Origin of the sequence: Stenotrophomonas sp. B1-1, assembly GCF_010894375.1 — a bacterium.
Lineage (GTDB): Bacteria > Pseudomonadota > Gammaproteobacteria > Xanthomonadales > Xanthomonadaceae > Stenotrophomonas.
On sequence record NZ_JAAIUZ010000007.1, the window covers coordinates 182589 to 199701 of the forward strand.

The following is a 17113-nucleotide window of genomic DNA, read 5'->3' on the forward strand; positions in this document are numbered from 1 at the left end:
GTACTGCGTATTGCCGATCAGGCGGGGTGGTGCAGCAGGAACCAGCTGGCGGCGCCGATCACGCCCAGCTGTCCATGCTCGACCACCTTCACCGGGATGCGTGCCAGCGCTTCGCCCATCGGCCCCTTCTGCAGGTAGCGTTCGACGAAGGTGCTGGCGCGCAGGTATTCGCGGATCTGCGGCAGGATGCCGCCGGCCAGGTAGACGCCACCGTGGGCGCCGTAGAACAGCGCCATGTCACCGATGGTGCTGCCCAGCAGGCCGCAGAACACATCCAGCGCCTGCCGTGCGTGTGCATCGCTGCCGGACATGGCCGCCGCGGTGACCGCGTCGGGGCTGGCCAGCTGCGGGGCATCGCCGTGCAGGGCGCAGACGGCGTGGTACAGGTTCATCAGGCCGGGGCCGGACAGGGCGTGTTCGATCGACACATGCGCACGCTCGCGCTGCATGTGGCGCACGATGTCCATTTCCAGCGCGGTGCTGGCCGCCAGAGTGGGCTGGCCGGCTTCGGTGGCCAGGACCACCGGGCCGTTCGCGGTGGGAATCCACAACGCCGCGCCCAGGCCGGTGCCGGGGCCGACCACCAGGGTCGGGCCGCGCGCGGCGCTTTCGGGCCCGCACAGGTGCAGCACGCCGCTGGCATCGACCTGCGCGGCGGCATAGGCCACTGCTTCGAAGTCGTTGACGATGTGCACGCGCTGCACGCCCACCTCGGCTTCGATCTGCCGCGCCGACAACGGCCACGGCACGTTGGCGGTGATCACCGTGCCGTCTTCGCGGGCGTAGCCGGCGGTGGCCACCACGCAGTGCGCGGGGCGGGCGTCGTCGCCCAGGAAGTCGGAAAGGATGGCGGCCAGGCCGGCATGGTCGGCGTTGCGGTACTTGCGGTAGTCCAGCACCTGCACCGGATGGGCGGCATCGCCGCTGGCCTGCACCCGGGCCACGCGCACATGGGTGCCACCAACGTCAGCGGCCAGGAACGAGGGCGCGTGACGGGAAAGCACATGGGCCGGGGCGGGATGGCTGGCGGTCACGCGGGCTCCTGCTGCAGGTGGGTACCGGGCCCACGAAAGACCCGGCGATGGGGCGGAGTCTGTAACTGCGCTGACAACGATGTCAACGAGTTCGTGACACTTTCGTTGCTGCGACGCAACGAATCAAGTGCCGGGTAAACGTTTACACCGCGTGATGGTCGTTCGGTCCCGCAGGCCGTTGTGCCACAAGCGTCAAGGCCTGTCGCCCATTCAGCGGCATTGCCCCCCGTCTCCTTCTGCAGTGCAGCACCCGCGCGAACCGGTGCAGATTGGAAGTTGACAAACCGCCGCCGTCCATCGAAAGAATGTGACAACGTTGTTCCCAGCCACTCTCCGACGCCGCGTTCTGCGGCCGTCGCCGCAGGAGCCCTCCTGATGTCCGCCGTCCCCGCTGCAAGCGCGCGCCCGAACGTGGCCACCTCCATCGCCATCGTCGGCGTGCTGTTCTTCCTGATCGGCTTCTTCACCTGGCTCAACGGCCCGTTGATCACCTTCGTCAAGCTTGCCTTCGAGCTGAGCGAGGTCGGCGCCTTCCTGGTGCTGATGGTGTTCTACCTGTCCTACTTCTTCCTGGCGCTGCCCTCGTCGTGGATCCTGCGCCGCACGGGCATGAAGAAGGGCCTGAGCCTGAGCCTGCTGGTGATGGCCGGTGGCGCGGCACTGTTCGGCGAATTCGCCACCCAGCGCTGGTACCCCGGCGCACTGGGCGGCCTGTTCGTGATCGGCAGCGGCCTGGCGTTGCTGCAGACGGCCATCAACCCGTACATCTCCATCCTGGGGCCGATTGAAACGGCGGCGCGGCGCATCGCGTTGATGGGCATCTGCAACAAGATCGCCGGCATCCTGGCGCCGATCCTGATCGGCACGGTGGTGCTGCATGGCATTGGCGATCTGGACGTGCAGGTGCAGGCGGCCGATGCCGCGACCAAGGCCGTGCTGCTGAACCAGTTCGCCGCCAAGATCCACGCCCCGTACCTGGCCATGGCGGCGCTGCTGGTGGTACTGGCGGTGGCGATCCTGTTCTCGCCGCTGCCGGAAATCAAATCGTCCGAAGCCAACGCCACGCCGGTGGCGGCCGGTGCGGTCGAGCGCCGCAGCATCTTCCAGTTCCCGCACCTGTGGCTGGGCGTGCTGTGCCTGTTCGTGTACGTGGGCGTGGAAGTGATGGCCGGCGATGCCATCGGCACCTACGGCCATGGCTTCAACCTGCCGCTGGACGAGACCAAGATGTTCACCGCCTTCACCCTGGGCGCGATGCTGGTCGGTTACGTGGTCGGCCTGCTGGTGATTCCGCGTGTGGTCTCGCAGTCGCGCTACCTGACCCTGTCGGCGGTGCTGGGCGTGGTGTTCTGCCTGGGCGCGTGGGCAACGCACGGCTATGTGTCGGTGGCCTTCGTGGCCCTGCTGGGCTTTGCCAACGCCATGATGTGGCCGGCCATCTTCCCGCTGGCCATCCGCGGCCTGGGGCGCTTCACCGAAACCGGTTCGGCCCTGCTGGTGATGGGTATTGCCGGTGGCGCGATCATTCCGCAGCTGTTCGCCCTGCTCAAGCAGCACATCGATTTCCAGCTCACCTTCGTGCTGTTGATGGTGCCCTGCTACCTGTACATCCTGTTCTATTCGGTGGTGGGCCACCGCGTGGGCCTGCCGCAGGACCGGGGCTGATCGGCGATGATGGAAGGCAGCCAACCCCAGGAAAAACCGATGCGCAGAGCGACCATCAAGGACGTTGCCGAAAAGGCCAAGGTCTCGCTGAAGACGGTATCGCGGGTGATCAACAACGAGCCCTCGGTGATGCAGGCCACCCGCGCGCGGGTGCTGCGTGCCATCGCCGAGCTGGACTACGAACCTGATCCGTCTGCGCGCAACCTGCGCAGCGGCACCACCTTCGTGATCGGGCTGGTGTATGACAACCCCAACCCGTACCACATCATCGGCGTGCAGAACGGTGTGCTGGCGGCCTGCCGCGAAACCGGCTTCGGCCTGCAGATCCACCCCTGCGATTCCAGCTCGCCGCTGCTGGCCGACGAGCTGGCCGACTGGGTGCAGCGCTCGCGGCTGGCCGGGCTGGTGCTGACGGCCCCCATGTCCGAGCGCCGCGACCTGATCCAGGCGCTGACCGCGCGCGGCATCAAGCTGGTGCGCATCATTGCGGCCACCGAAGACCCGGCCGACGGTGCCTGCGTGTTCGTGGACGACCGCGAGGCCGCCTACGAGATCACCGAACACCTGATCCAGCTCGGCCACCAGCGCATCGGCTTCCTCTGGGGCGGCACCTCGCACCGTTCTTCCGGCGAACGTTACGCCGGTTACGAGGCGGCCCTGAAGGACTACGGCATGACCGTGGACAAGCACCTGGTGGTGCAGGGCGATTACACCTTCGACGACGGTTTCCGCGGTGCGCGCCGCCTGCTGGCGCTGCGCGAGCCGCCCACCGCCATCTTCGGTTCCAACGATGAAATCGCCGCCGGCGTACTGGCCGCTGCCAAGTCGGCCGGCATGAGCGTGCCCTACGACCTGTCCATTGCCGGCTTCGAGGACAGCCCGTTCTCGCGCCAGTCGTGGCCGCCACTGACCACCGCCAAGCAGGCCACCGAAGACATCGCCCGCCACGCCGCGCGCCTGCTGATCGGCCAGCTGCGCAGCGATGCCTACGATGAGGCGCCCGCGTCGCTGCACAACCAGGGCTTCGTGCCGCAGCTGGTGGTGCGCGGTTCCACTGCGCCGATGCGCCTGTCCGGCGCCCGTCCCCTTCCTTCCGAACCCGCCTGAGCCCGCCATGTCGCTGTCAGACCCCACCGCCACCCTGATGTTTGCCGAAGCCGCCGAAGCGGCCGATGTGGTCGCACGCCAGTTCGCCCGCAACCACGCCACCATGGAAACCCTGGCCGCCAGCCTGCGCGCGGCGCCGCCGCCGTTCGTGGTGACCTGCGCGCGCGGCAGTTCCGACCATGCCGCCACCTATGGCAAGTACCTGCTGGAAACCCAGCTGGGCCTGGTGGTGGCCTCGGCCTCGCCGTCGGTGGGTTCGGTCTATGCCGCACCGCTGCAGTTGCGCGGCGCGCTGTTCATCGTCATTTCGCAGTCGGGCAAGAGCCCGGACCTGCTGCGCAATGCCGAGGCCGCCAAGGCCGCCGGCGCCCGCGTGGTGGCGCTGGTGAACGTGGAAGATTCGCCGCTGGCGCAGCTGGCCGACACGGTCATTCCGCTGCACGCCGGTGCTGAAAAGAGCGTGGCCGCGACCAAGAGCTACCTGGCCTCGCTGGCCGCGCTGCTGCAGCTGGCCGCGTACTGGAAGCAGGACAGCGCCCTGCGCAACGCCCTGGACCTGCTGCCCGATGCACTGCGCGAAGCGTGGCAGTGCGACTGGACGGCGCTGACCGACGGTCTGGTCGAGGCGCACAACCTGTTCGTGCTGGGCCGTGGCCTGGGCCTGGGCGCAGCACAGGAAGCCGCGCTCAAGTTCAAGGAAACCTGCAGCCTGCATGCCGAAGCCTATAGTTCGGCCGAAGTGAAGCATGGCCCGATGGCGCTGGTGGACCGCGGTTTCCCGGTGCTGGCCTTCGCCCAGCCCGATGAAACCGGCGCCGGCACCCGTGCGGTGGTGGATGAATTCAGCGCACGCGGCGCGCAGGTGTGGCTGGCCGGTGCTGGTGGCAACCTGCCGGTGGCGGCAGCACCGCACCCGCTGTGCGCGCCGCTGCTGACCGTGCAGAGCTTCTACCGCGCAATCAATGCGCTGGCCCTGCGCCGCGGCTTCAACCCGGATCTGCCGCCGCATCTGAACAAGGTTACGGAGACGGTGTGATGGCCGCTGCCCCGCGCAAACAGGTGCTGCGCAACGCGCGCATCCTGACCGGCGATGATTTCCGCGACGATCTGGCGGTCGTGGTCGAAGACGGTCGCATCACCGCGCTGCTGCCCGATGCCGCCCCGCAGCTGGGCGCCGCCGGTGAGCAGGTGGACCTGGGCGGCGGCTGGCTGCTACCCGGCTTCATCGACGTGCAGGTGAACGGCGGTGGCGGCGCACTGTTCAACAACACGCCCGACGTGGCCGCACTGCGCACCATCGCGCAGGCGCACCGGCGCTTCGGTACCACCGCCATGCTGCCGACGCTGATCAGCGACGACGTGGGCGTGATGCGCGAAGCGATCGCGGCAATGCGCGATGCCATCGCGCAGGGCGTGCCGGGGGTGATCGGTATCCATCTGGAAGGCCCGTACATCGCCCCGGCGCGCAAGGGTACCCACGATGCCAGCAAGTTCCGCGTGCCCGACGCCGAGGAAATCGCGCTGGCCGCTTCGCTGGACAACGGCGTGACCCTGCTGACCCTGGCCCCCGAGCGGGTGCCGCTGGAGTCGATCCGCGCATTGGTGGAGCGCGGGGTGATCGTGGCCGCCGGGCATACCGCCGGCAGTTATGAAGAGATCCGCGCCGGCCTGGATGCCGGCGTGCGCGGCTTCACTCATCTGTACAACGCGATGTCGCCCCTGCAGGGGCGCGAGCCCGGTGCGGTCGGTGCCGCGCTGGAAGACCGTGACAGCTGGATCGGCATCATTGTCGATGGCGTGCACGTGCACCCGGCCAGCCTGCGCGTGGCGCTGGCGGCCAAGCCGCGCGGGCGCCTGCTGCTGGTGACTGACGCCATGCCGCCGGTCGGTGCCGATGACCCCAGCTATGTGCTGTACGGCGAAACCATCACCGCCGTGGATGGCGTGGTGCGCAACGCGGCTGGTGCGCTGGCCGGTTCGGCGCTGGACATGGCCACGGCCGTGCGCAACACCGTGCAATTGCTCGGCCAGCCGCTGGCCGAGGCCGCGCGCATGGCCTCGACCTACCCGGCGCAGTTCCTCAACTTGGATGATCGCCTGGGCCACATCGCCGAGGGCTACCAGGCCGACCTGGTGCTGCTGGACGATGCATTGCAGGTGCGCGGCACCTGGATTGCCGGGCAGTACGAGGCCGCGTGATGGGCGCGGCGGCGTCGGCACGGCTGGGCTCGATCGATGCGCTGCGTGGCCTGACCGTGGCCGGCATGCTGCTGGTCAACAACCCCGGTGACTGGGGCGCGGTGTTTGCGCCGTTGCGCCATGCCGAGTGGCATGGCTGCACGCCCACCGACCTGGTGTTTCCGTTCTTCCTGTTCCTGGTGGGCGTATCGATGGCCTTCAGCGTGGCCCCGCGTGCGCAGGACCGTGCCGCGCGCCCGGCGTTGGCCAAGGGTGTGCTGGAGCGCGCGCTGCGCATCGCCATTGCCGGGGTGCTGCTGCACCTGCTGGTGTGGTGGGCGCTGCACACGCATCACTTCCGCATCTGGGGGGTGCTGCAGCGCATCGCGCTGTGCGCGGCGCTGGTGGGCGTGCTGGCGGTGTATGCGCGGCCACGCACGCAGCTGGCGCTGCTGGTCGGTCTGCTGGTGGGCTACGCGGTGCTGCTGCTGGGCAGCGGCGATCTGGCACCGTTTACCAATCCGGCCAGCCGCTTGGATACCGCGTGGTTCGCACCGTGGATCTACCAATGGCAGCCGGAAACCGGCCTGGGCCACGACCCGGAAGGCCTGCTGAGCAGCCTGGGCGCGCTGGCCACCACTGTGCTCGGCCTGCTGGCCGGTGGCCTGCTGCGCGCTGGCCGTGGCGCTGCACTGGCCGGGGTGGGCGTGGCCTGTGCCGTGCTGGGTCTGCTGCTGGCAACGGTGCTGCCGTTGAACAAGCAGCTGTGGACGCCGAGCTACGTGTTGTGGACCGGTGGTCTGGCCGCCTTGGCGCTGTGGCTGGCGCATGTGTTGATTGACCGCCGCGGTTGGCCCGCGCTGGGGCGCCGTTTCGGTGTGAACGCGATTACCGCTTACCTGGGCGCATCGGTGATGTCGGTGGTCCTGCTGGCGACCGGCGCGTGGGGCTGGGTGTGGCAGCAGCTGTCCATGGCGATGCCGGGCGCGCTGGCGCTGGCGTCGCTGCTGCAGGCCGCCGCGTTCGTGGCGCTGTGGTGGGGCGTGGTGTGGTGGCTGGACCGGCGTCGCATTTATTTGAAGATTTGAGCGGGGTGGGGTTGGCGGGTGGAGCATCCACGCATGGCGTGGATCTACTGCCCGTGCGGGGGCGAGTAGAGCCACGCCATGCGTGGCTGCCCATGCCGTCCGCTGGAGGTCACACCTGTCGCGTGATGGAATCTTCACTTCCAGGCTTGGGGGCTTCTTTTACGGTAGGCGCGCCCGTTTTCTGAGCAGTGCCGTGCATCGCAGTTCCTGACCCCCGTTCCAGGAGTGCTGTATGTCCCGTGCAGATCTGTGTGGCGTGCGTCGTTCGCCCTTGTTCCTGGCCTCGGTCCTGGCCCTGGCCGCCCCATCGGCCTGGGCAGGATGCGATACCAGCACTCCCGTTGCCGGCCAGACCGTCAGCTGCGGTGCCGATGCGCCGAATCCGTACATCACCCCGATCACGGCCAGTGGCGCCGGCGGCATCACCGTGAACGTGGCCAGTGGCGCGCAGCTGCTGCAGAGCGGTGGTGCAACGCCGCTGGCACTGACCGGCGCAGGCGGTCATGTGCTGCTGAACCAAGGCGCGATCACCGCCACCGGCGGCATTGCTGTACAGCTGGGCGGTGGCAGTCGCGTCGACAACCAGGGCAGCATCAGCACAGGCAACACCACGGCGCTGCAGTTCACCGGCGCCGGTGACAGCGTTCTGGTCAACCGCGGCACGATCAGTGGCCGTACCGGCGTGCAGTTCGGCGCCGGCAACGATCGACTGGAGATGCTCGCAGGCAGCATCACCGGTGCCGTACTGCAGGGCGACGGCAACGACGTGCTGCTGCTCGACGATGGCACCCTGGACAGCGTTGACCAGGGCAACGGCGATGACCAGATGACCGTGCGCGGCGGCAACATTACCGGGCTGGTCACGCAGGGCAGCGGTGCCGACGATTTCGTCATGAACGGCGGCAGCATCGGCGCCCTGCAGCAGGGCGATAACATCGATACGTTCCGCATGAGCGGCGGCCGCATCGTCGGTGCGTTCGAAGATGGTGACCAGGCCTGGATGACCGGCGGCCGCATCGGCCGGGTCAACATGAAGCTGGACAAGAACCTGTGGGACCAGTCGGGCGGCACGGTGGATGGTAACGTGGTGACCGGTTTCGATACCGACACCATCATCATTTCCGGCACCGCCTATATCGGCGGCAACATCAGCGTGAGCGGTGGCGCCGACAGCGTGACCATCACCGATGGCACCGTGCGCGGGCAGATACTGCTCAGTACCGGCAACGACACCTTCAACTGGAATGGCGGCGGCATCGTCTATGGCGCCATCGATGCCGGTCCGGACGATGACGTGGCCACGCTGGCCAACCTCAACCAGGGCAATCTGGGCGCGGTGCCGCTGTTCGACGGCGGCAGTGGCAACGACCGGCTTGCGCTCAGCAACGTCAAGATGACCGGGGTGGGCCGCCTGCAGAACTGGGAAACCATCAGCCTGGCCAGCAGCACCGAGCTGACCTTCGATGGCGATCTGCGGCTGGGCGACAGTGCAACCGGCACCGGCACGCTCACCCTGGATGACACCAGCACGCTGTACGCGGGCAGCGGTTCCAATGCGGTGCGCCCGTTCACCGGCAGCGCGCTGGTGAACGTGGTCAACGCCGGGCGCATCGATCTGACCGGCGTAGGTGCCGGCGATGTATTCACGATCCGCGGCAACTACCGGGGTGAGGGTGGCGGTCTGTACCTGCGCACCGTGCTGGGCGCGGACGATTCGGTCACTGATCGCCTGGTGATCGATGGCGGCGCGGCAACCGGCACGACTGGCATCGGCGTCCTCAATGCCGGCGGTGGCGGCGCGGCCACGCTGGCCGACGGCATCCTGGTGGTGCAGGCGCTGAACGGTGCGACCACCGCTGCCGGTGCGTTCTCGCTGTTTGCCCCGGTGTCGGCCGGTGCCTACGAGTACTTCCTGTTCAAGGGCGGGGTAAGCGCGGGCAGCGGTGAGAACTGGTACCTGCGCTCCACCCTCGTATCCGGCCCGACCCCGGCACCCAGCGGAACCGGCAGCACCGCCGAGCCGCCGCCGCCCACGCCGCCCGTGGCGCCGCCGCCCGCGATTGCACCGGCCCCGCCACCGCCGCCCGAAGGGGCGGTGGACCCGGACCTGACCGCTGCCGAGACCGCGCCCCCGGCGCCCCCGCCGCAGCCGGCCGACGTGGCCCCGCCCAGCGACCCGCCGGTGCCCGACGTGCCGGTGGCCGGTGGCGCCCTGCCGGGCCTGGGCCCTGCGCCCAGTGCCGGCGCGCGACCCGCGCAGGGCGACGTGGTGCCGTTGTACCGTCTGGAAACGGCCACCTATGCGGTGGTGCCGCCGCTGCTGCGCGAGGCGTCGCTGGCCAGCCTGGGCACCTTCCATGAGCGCCAGGGCGAGCAGCGCCTGCTGTACAACACCGGTGCCCTGCGCACCGCCTGGGGCCGGCTGGTCGGGCAGAGCAGCGAGATCCAGTGGAAGGGCGACGCCCAGCCCGGCTTCGACGGCGATCTGATGGGCGTGCAGGCCGGCCTGGACGTCTGGGCCGCCGCCGCTGACGCACACCGCAACCAGATCGGCGTGTTCGTCGGCCGCACCCGCGCCGATGGCCGGGTGACCGGCCTGGCCCTGGGCTGGGAGAACGTGCAGGTGGGCCAGAGCCGCCTGGACGACAAGCACGTAGGCCTGTACTGGACGTTGACCGGAAGCGAAGGCGGCTACCTGGACGCGGTAGCGATGCAGAGCCGCTATGACGGCCGCATGCGCTCATCGCGCGGGCTGGGCATCGATGTGCGCGGTGACGGAACCACGCTGTCGCTGGAAGCCGGCAAGCCCCTGCTGCAGTTCGGGCAATCGGCGTGGTGGCTGGAACCGCAGGTACAGGTGATCTGGCAACGCAGTTCGCTGGATGACCAGCGCGACGCGGTGTCGGCGGTGTCGTTTGACAGTGACAACGCCTGGACCGGCCGTGTGGGCCTGCGCCTGGCCGCTGATTATCAGTTGGCCGACAACGGCTGGCAGCCGTACTTCAAGCTGAATTACTGGCACGGCCGCTCCGGCGAGGACCGCGTGCAGTTCGACACCGACGTGATAACCAGCGCGCAACGCTCACGCGCGCTGGAAGCCGGCATCGGCGTGGTGGGGCGCTTCAACCGCACCATCAGCGCGTATGCCGTGGCCGACTACACCCGCGAAGTGGGCGGCAGCCGCAACGAAGAACGGCGCGTGATCGAAGGCAACATCGGCCTGCGCGCAGACTGGTAGCGCCAGGCCCCGCTTTGGTAGGTGTCGACCTTGGTCGACACGCCATGATCCGCCCGAAAATCCGCCCGACGCCATGACCCGCTCTGGTAGGTCTCGACCTTGGTCGACACGCTATGACCCGTAGCGTCGAGCTTGCTCGACGGCTGTTGGCAAGGCAGTCGGGCAAGCTCGGCGCTACCGGCGGGTACCGCCAACGTCATGAACCAGTGCGCCGGCATGCAAGGCCACCCGCGTCGTGCAAGGTGGCGGGCGGTGCGGGTTGGCGTGCCGGTCAAAATCCAAGCGAAAAAGCCGACGGATCGCGAGGATCCCCACGCACCGCCCGCCATGGGCGAGCCGATGCATTGTCGTAATTGCCGCTGAGTCGGCAAGTCGATCGCTTGAATGTTTGATTCAGGACGCCAATCCCGGCCAGCGCAGTGTGCGTTGGCAAAGCCACCTTCGCGGTTTCACTGCAGCGCAGCCATGAGCAAAGTTGCAAATCCTGCGGTGGCCCAGGAGTGCGAAACACGACACGTCGCGCGACGTCCAAGGGCGTATCCTCGTTCCTCCATCTTCCGGCGAAGGAACGTCGAATGCCCATGGGTTTCCGCACCACGATTCTGGCACTGACCGCCGCAATGGCGGCACCTGCCCACGCCATCGAACTGCCCACGCGGCAGGCCCAGATCGAACTGGTGGACCTGCTGGAGCGCGAGGCGCTCTACCGTGATCGCGTGGATTGGCCGGAGATCCGTGCACGCATGAGTGCAGCGCAGGGCAACCCGGAGAAAATACGCGACGTACTGAAGGAAGCCATTGGCCGCAGTTCGGGCGGGCACGGTGCGTGGCTCAGCCCGAAGCGGATGCGCGCGGAAGCGCAGCGCCCTGGACGGGCCAACACGGCCGGCGCCGCCAACGCCACCGCAGGCATGACGGCCACGTCGACCGATACACCGCCTGTTGACCCACGCATCGGCTGGGTCGAGATCGGCGCGTTTTCCATCGTTCCCGGCCCGGAGCTGCAGCAGAAGATGCAGCACCGCGCCGCGCGCTGGCAGGCGACCATCGGTGCGCAGGACAACGGCGCGCGCTGCGGCTGGATCGTGGATCTGCGCGGCAACACCGGCGGCAACATGTGGCCCATGCTGCTGGGCGTCGCCCCGTTGCTGCGGATGACCGCCGGAGATGACGAGACCGTGGGCGCGTTCGTCACCGTCGACGGCCCTTCCGCCTGGCAGTCCACACCGTCTGGCCTGCGTCTGGGCGCGGGCGCCATCGTTGATCTGGGTAAGCCGGGTTATCAGCTGAAGCATGCCGCAGCGCCCGTGGCCGTGTTGACCGGTCCGCACACCGCCAGTGCCGGCGAAGCGACGGCGCTGGCATTCCGTGGTCGCCCGCAGACGCGCAGTTTCGGCGAACCCACCCGCGGTGTGTCCACCGCCAACGTGGTGCGGCCGCTGGTCGATGGCAGTTCCCTGGTGTTGACCACCAGCGTGATGCAGGACCGCCACGGTCGCGGCGATGGGCGGAAGATCGTGCCTGACGAGCATACCCGCGGCCCTGCAGCCACCGTTGCCGCCGCCCAGGCGTGGCTGCTGGCACAGCCGGCGTGTAGCGGAGGCTGAACGATGCTGCTGATCGGCCAGCAGGAACGGGTGGTGGTGGTCGGCCCGACCGAGGCACACCACTGCCTGCGCTGCCAGACAGAAACCGACTTCGCTCCGCAGCTGCGCTACCGCATGGCGCGCATCGACCTGCTGTTCGGCTTCGTCTACCAGCGCCGCTACGAACTGGCCTGCACCGGCTGCGGCCATGGCTGGGTGCTGGACACCGAGACCCTGGAACAGCAGCTGGGCAGGGTGCCGATTCCGTTCCGGCACCGCTTTGGCCTGCCGCTGATGCTGGGGGTGGTGGCCGGGCTGGCGGTGGCGGGGTGGATGTGGCGGCAAGGCTATCTGGCCTGAGCTCCCGGCCTGCTAAAGTGGAGCCCAGCAATCACGTACCGGAAGCGACCATGGACCACGACACGCCGTTTGAACCCACCAACGACCTGGAGGTCCGCCTGCTGCAGGCACAGGACGGCACGCTGACCGCCGCGCAGTTCCTGGACGGCCTGCTGACCGCGCCGGTGTTCGTGCTGCTGGACAAGGCCATTGGTGAAGATGGCGCCTGGGACGAGAGCATTTCACCGCTGGTGCTGACCAGCGAAAGCGGCGAGCCGATGTTTGCGGTGTTCACCGCGCCGGAACGTGCCGAGCTGTGGCACGAACAGCTGCCGCAGTTCGCCCACGCCATGCCGATTGCCGTGCACGCGCTGCTGTCGGGCATTGGCGAGGGCGTTGGCCTGGTGCTGAACCCCGGCCTGGACGTGGGCATGGAGATGATTCCCGATGCCGTGGCCCAGCTGAAGGAGCGCGCCGCGGCGATTACCCGCGGCATGGCGCACTGACCGCGCTCAGCGGGCCGCCGCAATCGCCTTCACCCGGGCCCTGGCCAGCGCTTCGCCAATGGCGGGGCCTTTCAGGTGGGTGGTATCCAGATCGCGCGCCTGCACTGAAAGCGCGGCCTGGTGCAGGCGCTTGAGCGTTTCGCCCTGCGGGTAATCGCTGTCTTCGAAACCCAGCCGGCCGCGCTTGTCGGCCTCGCAGCACAGCGCGATGCGCGCCACGCGCTCGGGCCGGCGCAGCGCATCGCAGCGGCCCAGCAGTTCGAGCACGGTGGCATCGCGCAGTTCGTCGATGCGGTGCACGTTCAAGTGCTCGCGGCAGACCGCTTCAGCCAGCTGCTGGTGTTCGGTGGGAATCTTCAGCCGTGCGCACAGTTCCTTCAGCGGCTTCACCCCACGCTGCTCGTGCATGATGTGGCGCGGCCATTCGTCCTGCGGGGTCAGGCCCTTGCCGAGGTCGTGGGTGAGCGCGGCGAAGCCCACAAGATCATCGCCCGGTGCCAGGCGCGCGGCCATGTCGCTGACCATTTCCTGGTGGATGCCGGTGTCGACTTCCGGATGGAATTCGGCACGCTGCGGCACGCCGTACAGTGCTTCCAGTTCCGGCAGGATCGGGCCCAGCGCGTGCGCGTCGTGCAGGGTGCGCAGGAAGGCGGACGGGCGTTCGCAGACCAGCGCCTTGCGCAGTTCCTGCCAGACGCGTTCGGGCACCAGCGCATCCAGTTCGCCACTGGCGGCGACCTCGCGCATCAGCGCCATGGTTTCGTCGGCGACGGCAAAGCCCAGCGGCGCGAAGCGCGCCATGAAGCGTGCCGCGCGCAGCACGCGGAGCGGGTCTTCCACGAATGCCGGGCCGACATGCCGCAGCACGCGCTGCTGCAGATCGCGCGCACCGCCGTAGGGGTCGACCAGGGTGCCGGTGTCTTCGTCGCAGGCAATGGCGTTGATGGTGAAATCGCGGCGCTGCAGATCCTCTTCCAGGGTGACCGCCGGATCGGCATCGACCACGAAGCCGCGATAGCCGCGGCCGGATTTGCGTTCGGTGCGCGCCAGTGCGTATTCCTCACCCGTTTTCGGATGCAGGAACACCGGGAAATCGCGGCCCACGGCGGTGTAGCCCTGCGCTTCCATCTGCGCGGGGGTGGCGCCGACCACCACCCAGTCACGGTCGCCGGCGGGGCGCTGCAGCAGGCGGTCGCGCACGGCGCCGCCGACAAGATAGATCTTCATGGTGAGGATGATCGCATGGCGGGTGGTGGCGTCGAGGGTGCGCAACCGGGCGACTTCGTAGAGTCGAGCTTGCTCGACTGCGTGGATTCAGTCGAGCAAGCTCGACTCTACCAACAGCAGTCGAGCAAGCTCGACTCTACCAGTGCCGGTCGAGCAAGCCCGGCGGCACCCGCCGCGTTGATCAATCCCCGCCCTGCTCGGCATTGGTGGCGCAGGTGAAGGCCTTGCGCTTGTCCACCAGGCGGCCCATCAGGCGGTCGCTGAGCGGCAGCGCATTGCCGTTGAGGCGCCAGTCGTAGATCACGCTGAAGGCCAGCACGCGGGCCACGTATTCGCGCGTTTCCTTGTAGCTGATGGTCTCGATCCACAGGTCCGGGTCGAAGCCCGGGCGCTGGGTCTGCCAGCGGGCGGTCGGGGTCGGCCCGGCGTTGTAGGCGGCGATGGTCACGTAGGGCAGGCCGTCGTACTTGTTCATCAGCTGGCGCAGGTACGCGGTGCCGATGGCGATGTTGGTGTCCGGGTCGTACAGGCTGTCGGCGCCGCCGTAGCCGGTCAGGCCGATCGACTTGGCCACGCTTGCACCGGTGGTGGGAAGTACCTGCATCAGGCCCATGGCATTGGCAGGCGAGCGCGCGCGCGGGGTGAACGTGCTCTCGGCGCGGATCTCGGCGGCCACCCAGGCCGGGTCGATGGCGTTGCGCGCCGATTCACGGCGGATGGTGCTGTCGTGGTGCAGCGGGAAGCGCAGGTCGTACAGGCGCTGTTCCTGCGGCTGCTTGCCCAGCGCGAACACGGCGCGGTCGAACCAGCCGTTGTCCTGCGCCACGCGCACGGCCAGGCGGCGCTGGGTGTCATCGAAGCGCGACAGCGCGCTGTTCCATTCGGCCACGGCCCAGCCGGTGCGGTCGATCTGGTACAGCGCCATGGCGCGCTGGATGGCCGGATCGCGGGCGACCGCGGCCTGCGCCTGGGCACTGTCGTTGGGCTTCCACGGGCACAGCGTGTACGCCTGCTGCAGCTTGTCGGCCGCCAGGAAGCCGTGGAAGGTGGGCGCGCGCGCGGCGTCGCGGAACAGCGGCTGCGCCTGCTGCACCTGCCCGGTCTTTTCCAGCATGCGCCCTTCGAAATAGGCCCAGCGCGAATCGCTGCGCTGCTTGCTGCCCATCTTGCGGATCGCGGCCAGCGCGGCCGGCCAATCGCCGCGCGACATCGCCTCGCGGGCGCGCCATTCGTGCAGGCGCTCGTCGTAGGCCGATTCGGGAACGGCATTGAGGCGGCGCGCCGAATCGGGCAGGTACGAGGCCACGGTCCACAGCGCGATCTGGTAGCGCACCTGGCCTTGCTGCTCGGCGCTCAGGCCCAATGCCTGCGCGTACTGCGGCAGTTGCTGTTCGGTGGCGCCGGGGTCGGCCTTGGCCAGTTTTTCCAGGCCGTCGGTGGCGATGCGCCGGCTGCGCTCGGTGCGCGGCCAGTTCAGGGCGCTGGCATTGGGGCGGTCGACAAAGGCGGCGTAGCTGTTGGCCTGGGCCAGCTCGGCGGCCGGCAGGCCACGCGCGGCGCTGCGCATCACCGCCGGCTGCTGGGCATCGGCAGCTGCATCGATGCGTTCCCAGCGCAGGGCATCGCTCATGCCGCCCTGCGCCTGCAGCACGGCGAACACCGCATCGCAGGCATCGGGCAGCGACTTGCCGTTCTTGCGCCACAGGTCCTGCGCTTCGCTGGTCCACTGCGCGTCCACCTTGCCGGTGGCCTGGCGGGCGGTCAGCTGCGCGCAGCGCAGGCCCAGGTTTTCGGTCGGCGCCCAGTTGGCCAGCAGGGTGGGCCAGTCCTGGCGGCGGGCCACCGAGGGCAGCCACACGCTGCGGAAGCTGTTGGCCACGGCCTGGCCGTCATAGCGCTTCAGGAAGGCCTGCGCCTGGCCGGTGTCCACGCTGTCGATGTTGCGCCGCAATTGCGCGAACTCGACCCAGCCATAGGCCGGGTGGCGGCTGAGCGCGGCGGCCTGGGCGGGCGCCAGCTGGCCACGCTCGGCGGCGTCCAGCGCGGCCTTCAACTGGCCGCTCTGGGCATCAAGGGACTGGGCACTGGCGCAGCCGATCAGCAGCGTGGTGGCCAGCGGGAACAGGGACAGGGCGGTCGAAGAGCGTCGGGTCATGGCCCCAGCATAGCGGGCCGTGGCTGAATTCAGTTTCGCGCAGCGTGCACGTGTGGTGCGGGCAAACGGCGGCTGAACGACTACGTGCGCAGCACTGCCAGTGTGGGCAATGGGCCAGGTAAGTTCGGCCACAGGGCAGGCGGCCCTGCTGCAGGGAGCGGCACATGGCATTCAGTAGCGCAGGACGAAGCGGACCACTGGCTGAGATCAACGTAACGCCACTGGTGGATGTGATGCTGGTGTTGTTGATCATCTTCATCGTGACCGCACCGATCGTGGCGCGGCCGATCACGGTGGATCTGCCGCAGGCCACCGACCGGGTGGTACAGCGGCCGGACCCGCCGCCGCCCATCGAGCTGCGCCTGGATGCGGCCAGCCAGTTGAGCTGGAACGGGCAGCCAATGGCCATCGGTGATCTGCAGCAGCGCCTGCGTGCGCAGGCGGGCGAGCACGCCGGCAACCTGCCGGAGCTGCGCATCAGCAGCGACCCTTCGGCCGAGTACGAAGGCATGGCACGCATCCTGGCCGCGGCTGAGGCCACAGGCATGCAACGGATCGCGTTCGTGCGTTGACACGATACGACCGGCGTTGAGGGGTTCTGCTTCCTCAACGCCGGTCTGACGCTCAGTACTGGCGGCAGTAGACCGTCCGGCCGTCCCAGCTACAGGACATGCGGCTGCTGTCGCCACGCTGCACGGTCAGCCCCTTGATCCAGAGTTGTGGAAGTGCCGTCGACGATGCGCAGGAACGCCATCTGGATCTGATTGGGCACCGGGGTGGGAAGGGCCCGCCATTTTCTGAACTCGCGATCGTATTCGACGTTGAATGCAGTAAGTCGTGCTCGCTCGAAGTCCATGACCACCGTCAGGCCAGCGCCCGATGGCAGCGCTGCATCCCGGGGGACGCACAGTTGTTGCATTCGACCAGCCCGCCTGCGCGGGCGTTGGTGGGCAATGACAGCAGGGCAATTGCAAGGAGCGTTGCGGGCAG

The 17113-nt window shown here is 68.5% G+C and carries 14 protein-coding genes; 10 read left to right on the top strand and 4 right to left on the bottom strand.

The window, feature by feature from the left end; all coding sequences use genetic code 11:
- Nucleotides 1-17 precede the first annotated feature (17 nt).
- Complete coding sequence (locus G4G00_RS06780; protein ID WP_164272046.1) at nt 18-1034, bottom strand: glucokinase family protein; 1017 nt, start codon at nt 1032-1034, stop codon at nt 18-20.
- Between the two features lie 375 nt (nt 1035-1409).
- Here G4G00_RS06780 and G4G00_RS06785 point away from each other — a divergent pair, with 375 nt between their 5' ends.
- The 9 genes from G4G00_RS06785 (at nt 1410) to G4G00_RS06825 (ending at nt 12741) form a co-directional block, all read left to right on the top strand.
- Nucleotides 1410-2699 (top strand): sugar MFS transporter, encoded by a 1290-nt coding sequence (locus G4G00_RS06785; RefSeq protein WP_108762900.1) that lies wholly within the window; start codon nt 1410-1412, stop codon nt 2697-2699.
- Between the two features lie 39 nt (nt 2700-2738).
- Nucleotides 2739-3806 (top strand): LacI family DNA-binding transcriptional regulator, encoded by a 1068-nt coding sequence (locus tag G4G00_RS06790; protein ID WP_108754878.1) that lies wholly within the window; start codon nt 2739-2741, stop codon nt 3804-3806.
- Nucleotides 3807-3813: 7 nt separating this feature from the next.
- Nucleotides 3814-4842 carry an SIS domain-containing protein gene (locus G4G00_RS06795; RefSeq protein WP_108754157.1) on the top strand — a complete coding sequence of 343 codons (1029 nt, stop codon included), beginning with the start codon at nt 3814-3816 and terminating at the stop codon, nt 4840-4842.
- The gene (gene nagA, locus G4G00_RS06800; RefSeq protein ID WP_108754156.1) at nt 4842-6005 is read left to right on the top strand and encodes an N-acetylglucosamine-6-phosphate deacetylase; all 1164 of its coding nucleotides are present in this window, start codon (nt 4842-4844) and stop codon (nt 6003-6005) included. The genes G4G00_RS06795 and nagA overlap by 1 nt, the downstream gene beginning before the upstream one ends.
- Nucleotides 6005-7072: a heparan-alpha-glucosaminide N-acetyltransferase domain-containing protein gene (locus G4G00_RS06805; RefSeq protein WP_164272049.1), complete on the top strand. Its 1068-nt coding sequence runs from the start codon at nt 6005-6007 to the stop codon at nt 7070-7072. The genes nagA and G4G00_RS06805 overlap by 1 nt, the downstream gene beginning before the upstream one ends.
- Nucleotides 7073-7304: 232 nt before the next feature.
- On the top strand, nt 7305-10310 hold the full coding sequence (locus G4G00_RS06810) for an autotransporter outer membrane beta-barrel domain-containing protein (protein WP_164272051.1): 3006 nt from the start codon (nt 7305-7307) through the stop codon (nt 10308-10310).
- 575 nt (nt 10311-10885) lie between these two features.
- Nucleotides 10886-11917: a S41 family peptidase gene (locus tag G4G00_RS06815; RefSeq protein WP_164272054.1), complete on the top strand. Its 1032-nt coding sequence runs from the start codon at nt 10886-10888 to the stop codon at nt 11915-11917.
- 3 nt (nt 11918-11920) lie between these two features.
- Nucleotides 11921-12256: a hypothetical protein gene (locus G4G00_RS06820; RefSeq protein WP_164272057.1), complete on the top strand. Its 336-nt coding sequence runs from the start codon at nt 11921-11923 to the stop codon at nt 12254-12256.
- Nucleotides 12257-12306: 50 nt separating this feature from the next.
- Nucleotides 12307-12741 (top strand): SseB family protein, encoded by a 435-nt coding sequence (locus G4G00_RS06825; RefSeq protein ID WP_108750534.1) that lies wholly within the window; start codon nt 12307-12309, stop codon nt 12739-12741.
- Nucleotides 12742-12747: 6 nt separating this feature from the next.
- Here the strand turns inward: G4G00_RS06825 and G4G00_RS06830 are convergent, their stop codons facing one another.
- Together G4G00_RS06830 and G4G00_RS06835 are read right to left on the bottom strand one after the other, a co-directional pair.
- The gene (locus G4G00_RS06830; RefSeq protein WP_164272202.1) at nt 12748-13968 is read right to left on the bottom strand and encodes a multifunctional CCA addition/repair protein; all 1221 of its coding nucleotides are present in this window, start codon (nt 13966-13968) and stop codon (nt 12748-12750) included.
- A 181-nt stretch (nt 13969-14149) separates the two neighbouring features.
- Nucleotides 14150-16123: a transglycosylase SLT domain-containing protein gene (locus tag G4G00_RS06835; protein ID WP_164272060.1), complete on the bottom strand. Its 1974-nt coding sequence runs from the start codon at nt 16121-16123 to the stop codon at nt 14150-14152.
- Nucleotides 16124-16287: 164 nt separating this feature from the next.
- Between G4G00_RS06835 and G4G00_RS06840 the strand changes: the two genes are divergently transcribed.
- On the top strand, nt 16288-16695 hold the full coding sequence (locus G4G00_RS06840; RefSeq protein ID WP_108750536.1) for a biopolymer transporter ExbD: 408 nt from the start codon (nt 16288-16290) through the stop codon (nt 16693-16695).
- An 89-nt stretch (nt 16696-16784) separates the two neighbouring features.
- Here G4G00_RS06840 and G4G00_RS06845 read toward each other — a convergent pair whose 3' ends face one another.
- Nucleotides 16785-17042, bottom strand: coding sequence for a hypothetical protein (locus G4G00_RS06845; RefSeq protein WP_164272062.1), 258 nt, complete (start codon nt 17040-17042; stop codon nt 16785-16787).
- Nucleotides 17043-17113: the final 71 nt, after the last annotated feature.

Bases quoted from the DNA above. Each gene is read 5' to 3' on its own strand.
- G4G00_RS06785 (WP_108762900.1), top strand. From the start codon at position 1,410: ATGTCCGCCGTCCCCGCTGCAAGCGCGCGCCCGAACGTGGCCACCTCC.
- G4G00_RS06790 (WP_108754878.1), top strand. From the start codon at position 2,739: ATGCGCAGAGCGACCATCAAGGACGTTGCCGAAAAGGCCAAGGTCTCG.
- G4G00_RS06795 (WP_108754157.1), top strand. From the start codon at position 3,814: ATGTCGCTGTCAGACCCCACCGCCACCCTGATGTTTGCCGAAGCCGCC.
- nagA (WP_108754156.1), top strand. From the start codon at position 4,842: ATGGCCGCTGCCCCGCGCAAACAGGTGCTGCGCAACGCGCGCATCCTG.
- G4G00_RS06805 (WP_164272049.1), top strand. From the start codon at position 6,005: ATGGGCGCGGCGGCGTCGGCACGGCTGGGCTCGATCGATGCGCTGCGT.
- G4G00_RS06810 (WP_164272051.1), top strand. From the start codon at position 7,305: ATGTCCCGTGCAGATCTGTGTGGCGTGCGTCGTTCGCCCTTGTTCCTG.
- G4G00_RS06815 (WP_164272054.1), top strand. From the start codon at position 10,886: ATGCCCATGGGTTTCCGCACCACGATTCTGGCACTGACCGCCGCAATG.
- G4G00_RS06820 (WP_164272057.1), top strand. From the start codon at position 11,921: ATGCTGCTGATCGGCCAGCAGGAACGGGTGGTGGTGGTCGGCCCGACC.
- G4G00_RS06825 (WP_108750534.1), top strand. From the start codon at position 12,307: ATGGACCACGACACGCCGTTTGAACCCACCAACGACCTGGAGGTCCGC.
- G4G00_RS06830 (WP_164272202.1), bottom strand. From the start codon at position 13,968: ATGAAGATCTATCTTGTCGGCGGCGCCGTGCGCGACCGCCTGCTGCAG.
- G4G00_RS06835 (WP_164272060.1), bottom strand. From the start codon at position 16,123: ATGACCCGACGCTCTTCGACCGCCCTGTCCCTGTTCCCGCTGGCCACC.
- G4G00_RS06840 (WP_108750536.1), top strand. From the start codon at position 16,288: ATGGCATTCAGTAGCGCAGGACGAAGCGGACCACTGGCTGAGATCAAC.
- G4G00_RS06845 (WP_164272062.1), bottom strand. From the start codon at position 17,042: ATGCAACAACTGTGCGTCCCCCGGGATGCAGCGCTGCCATCGGGCGCT.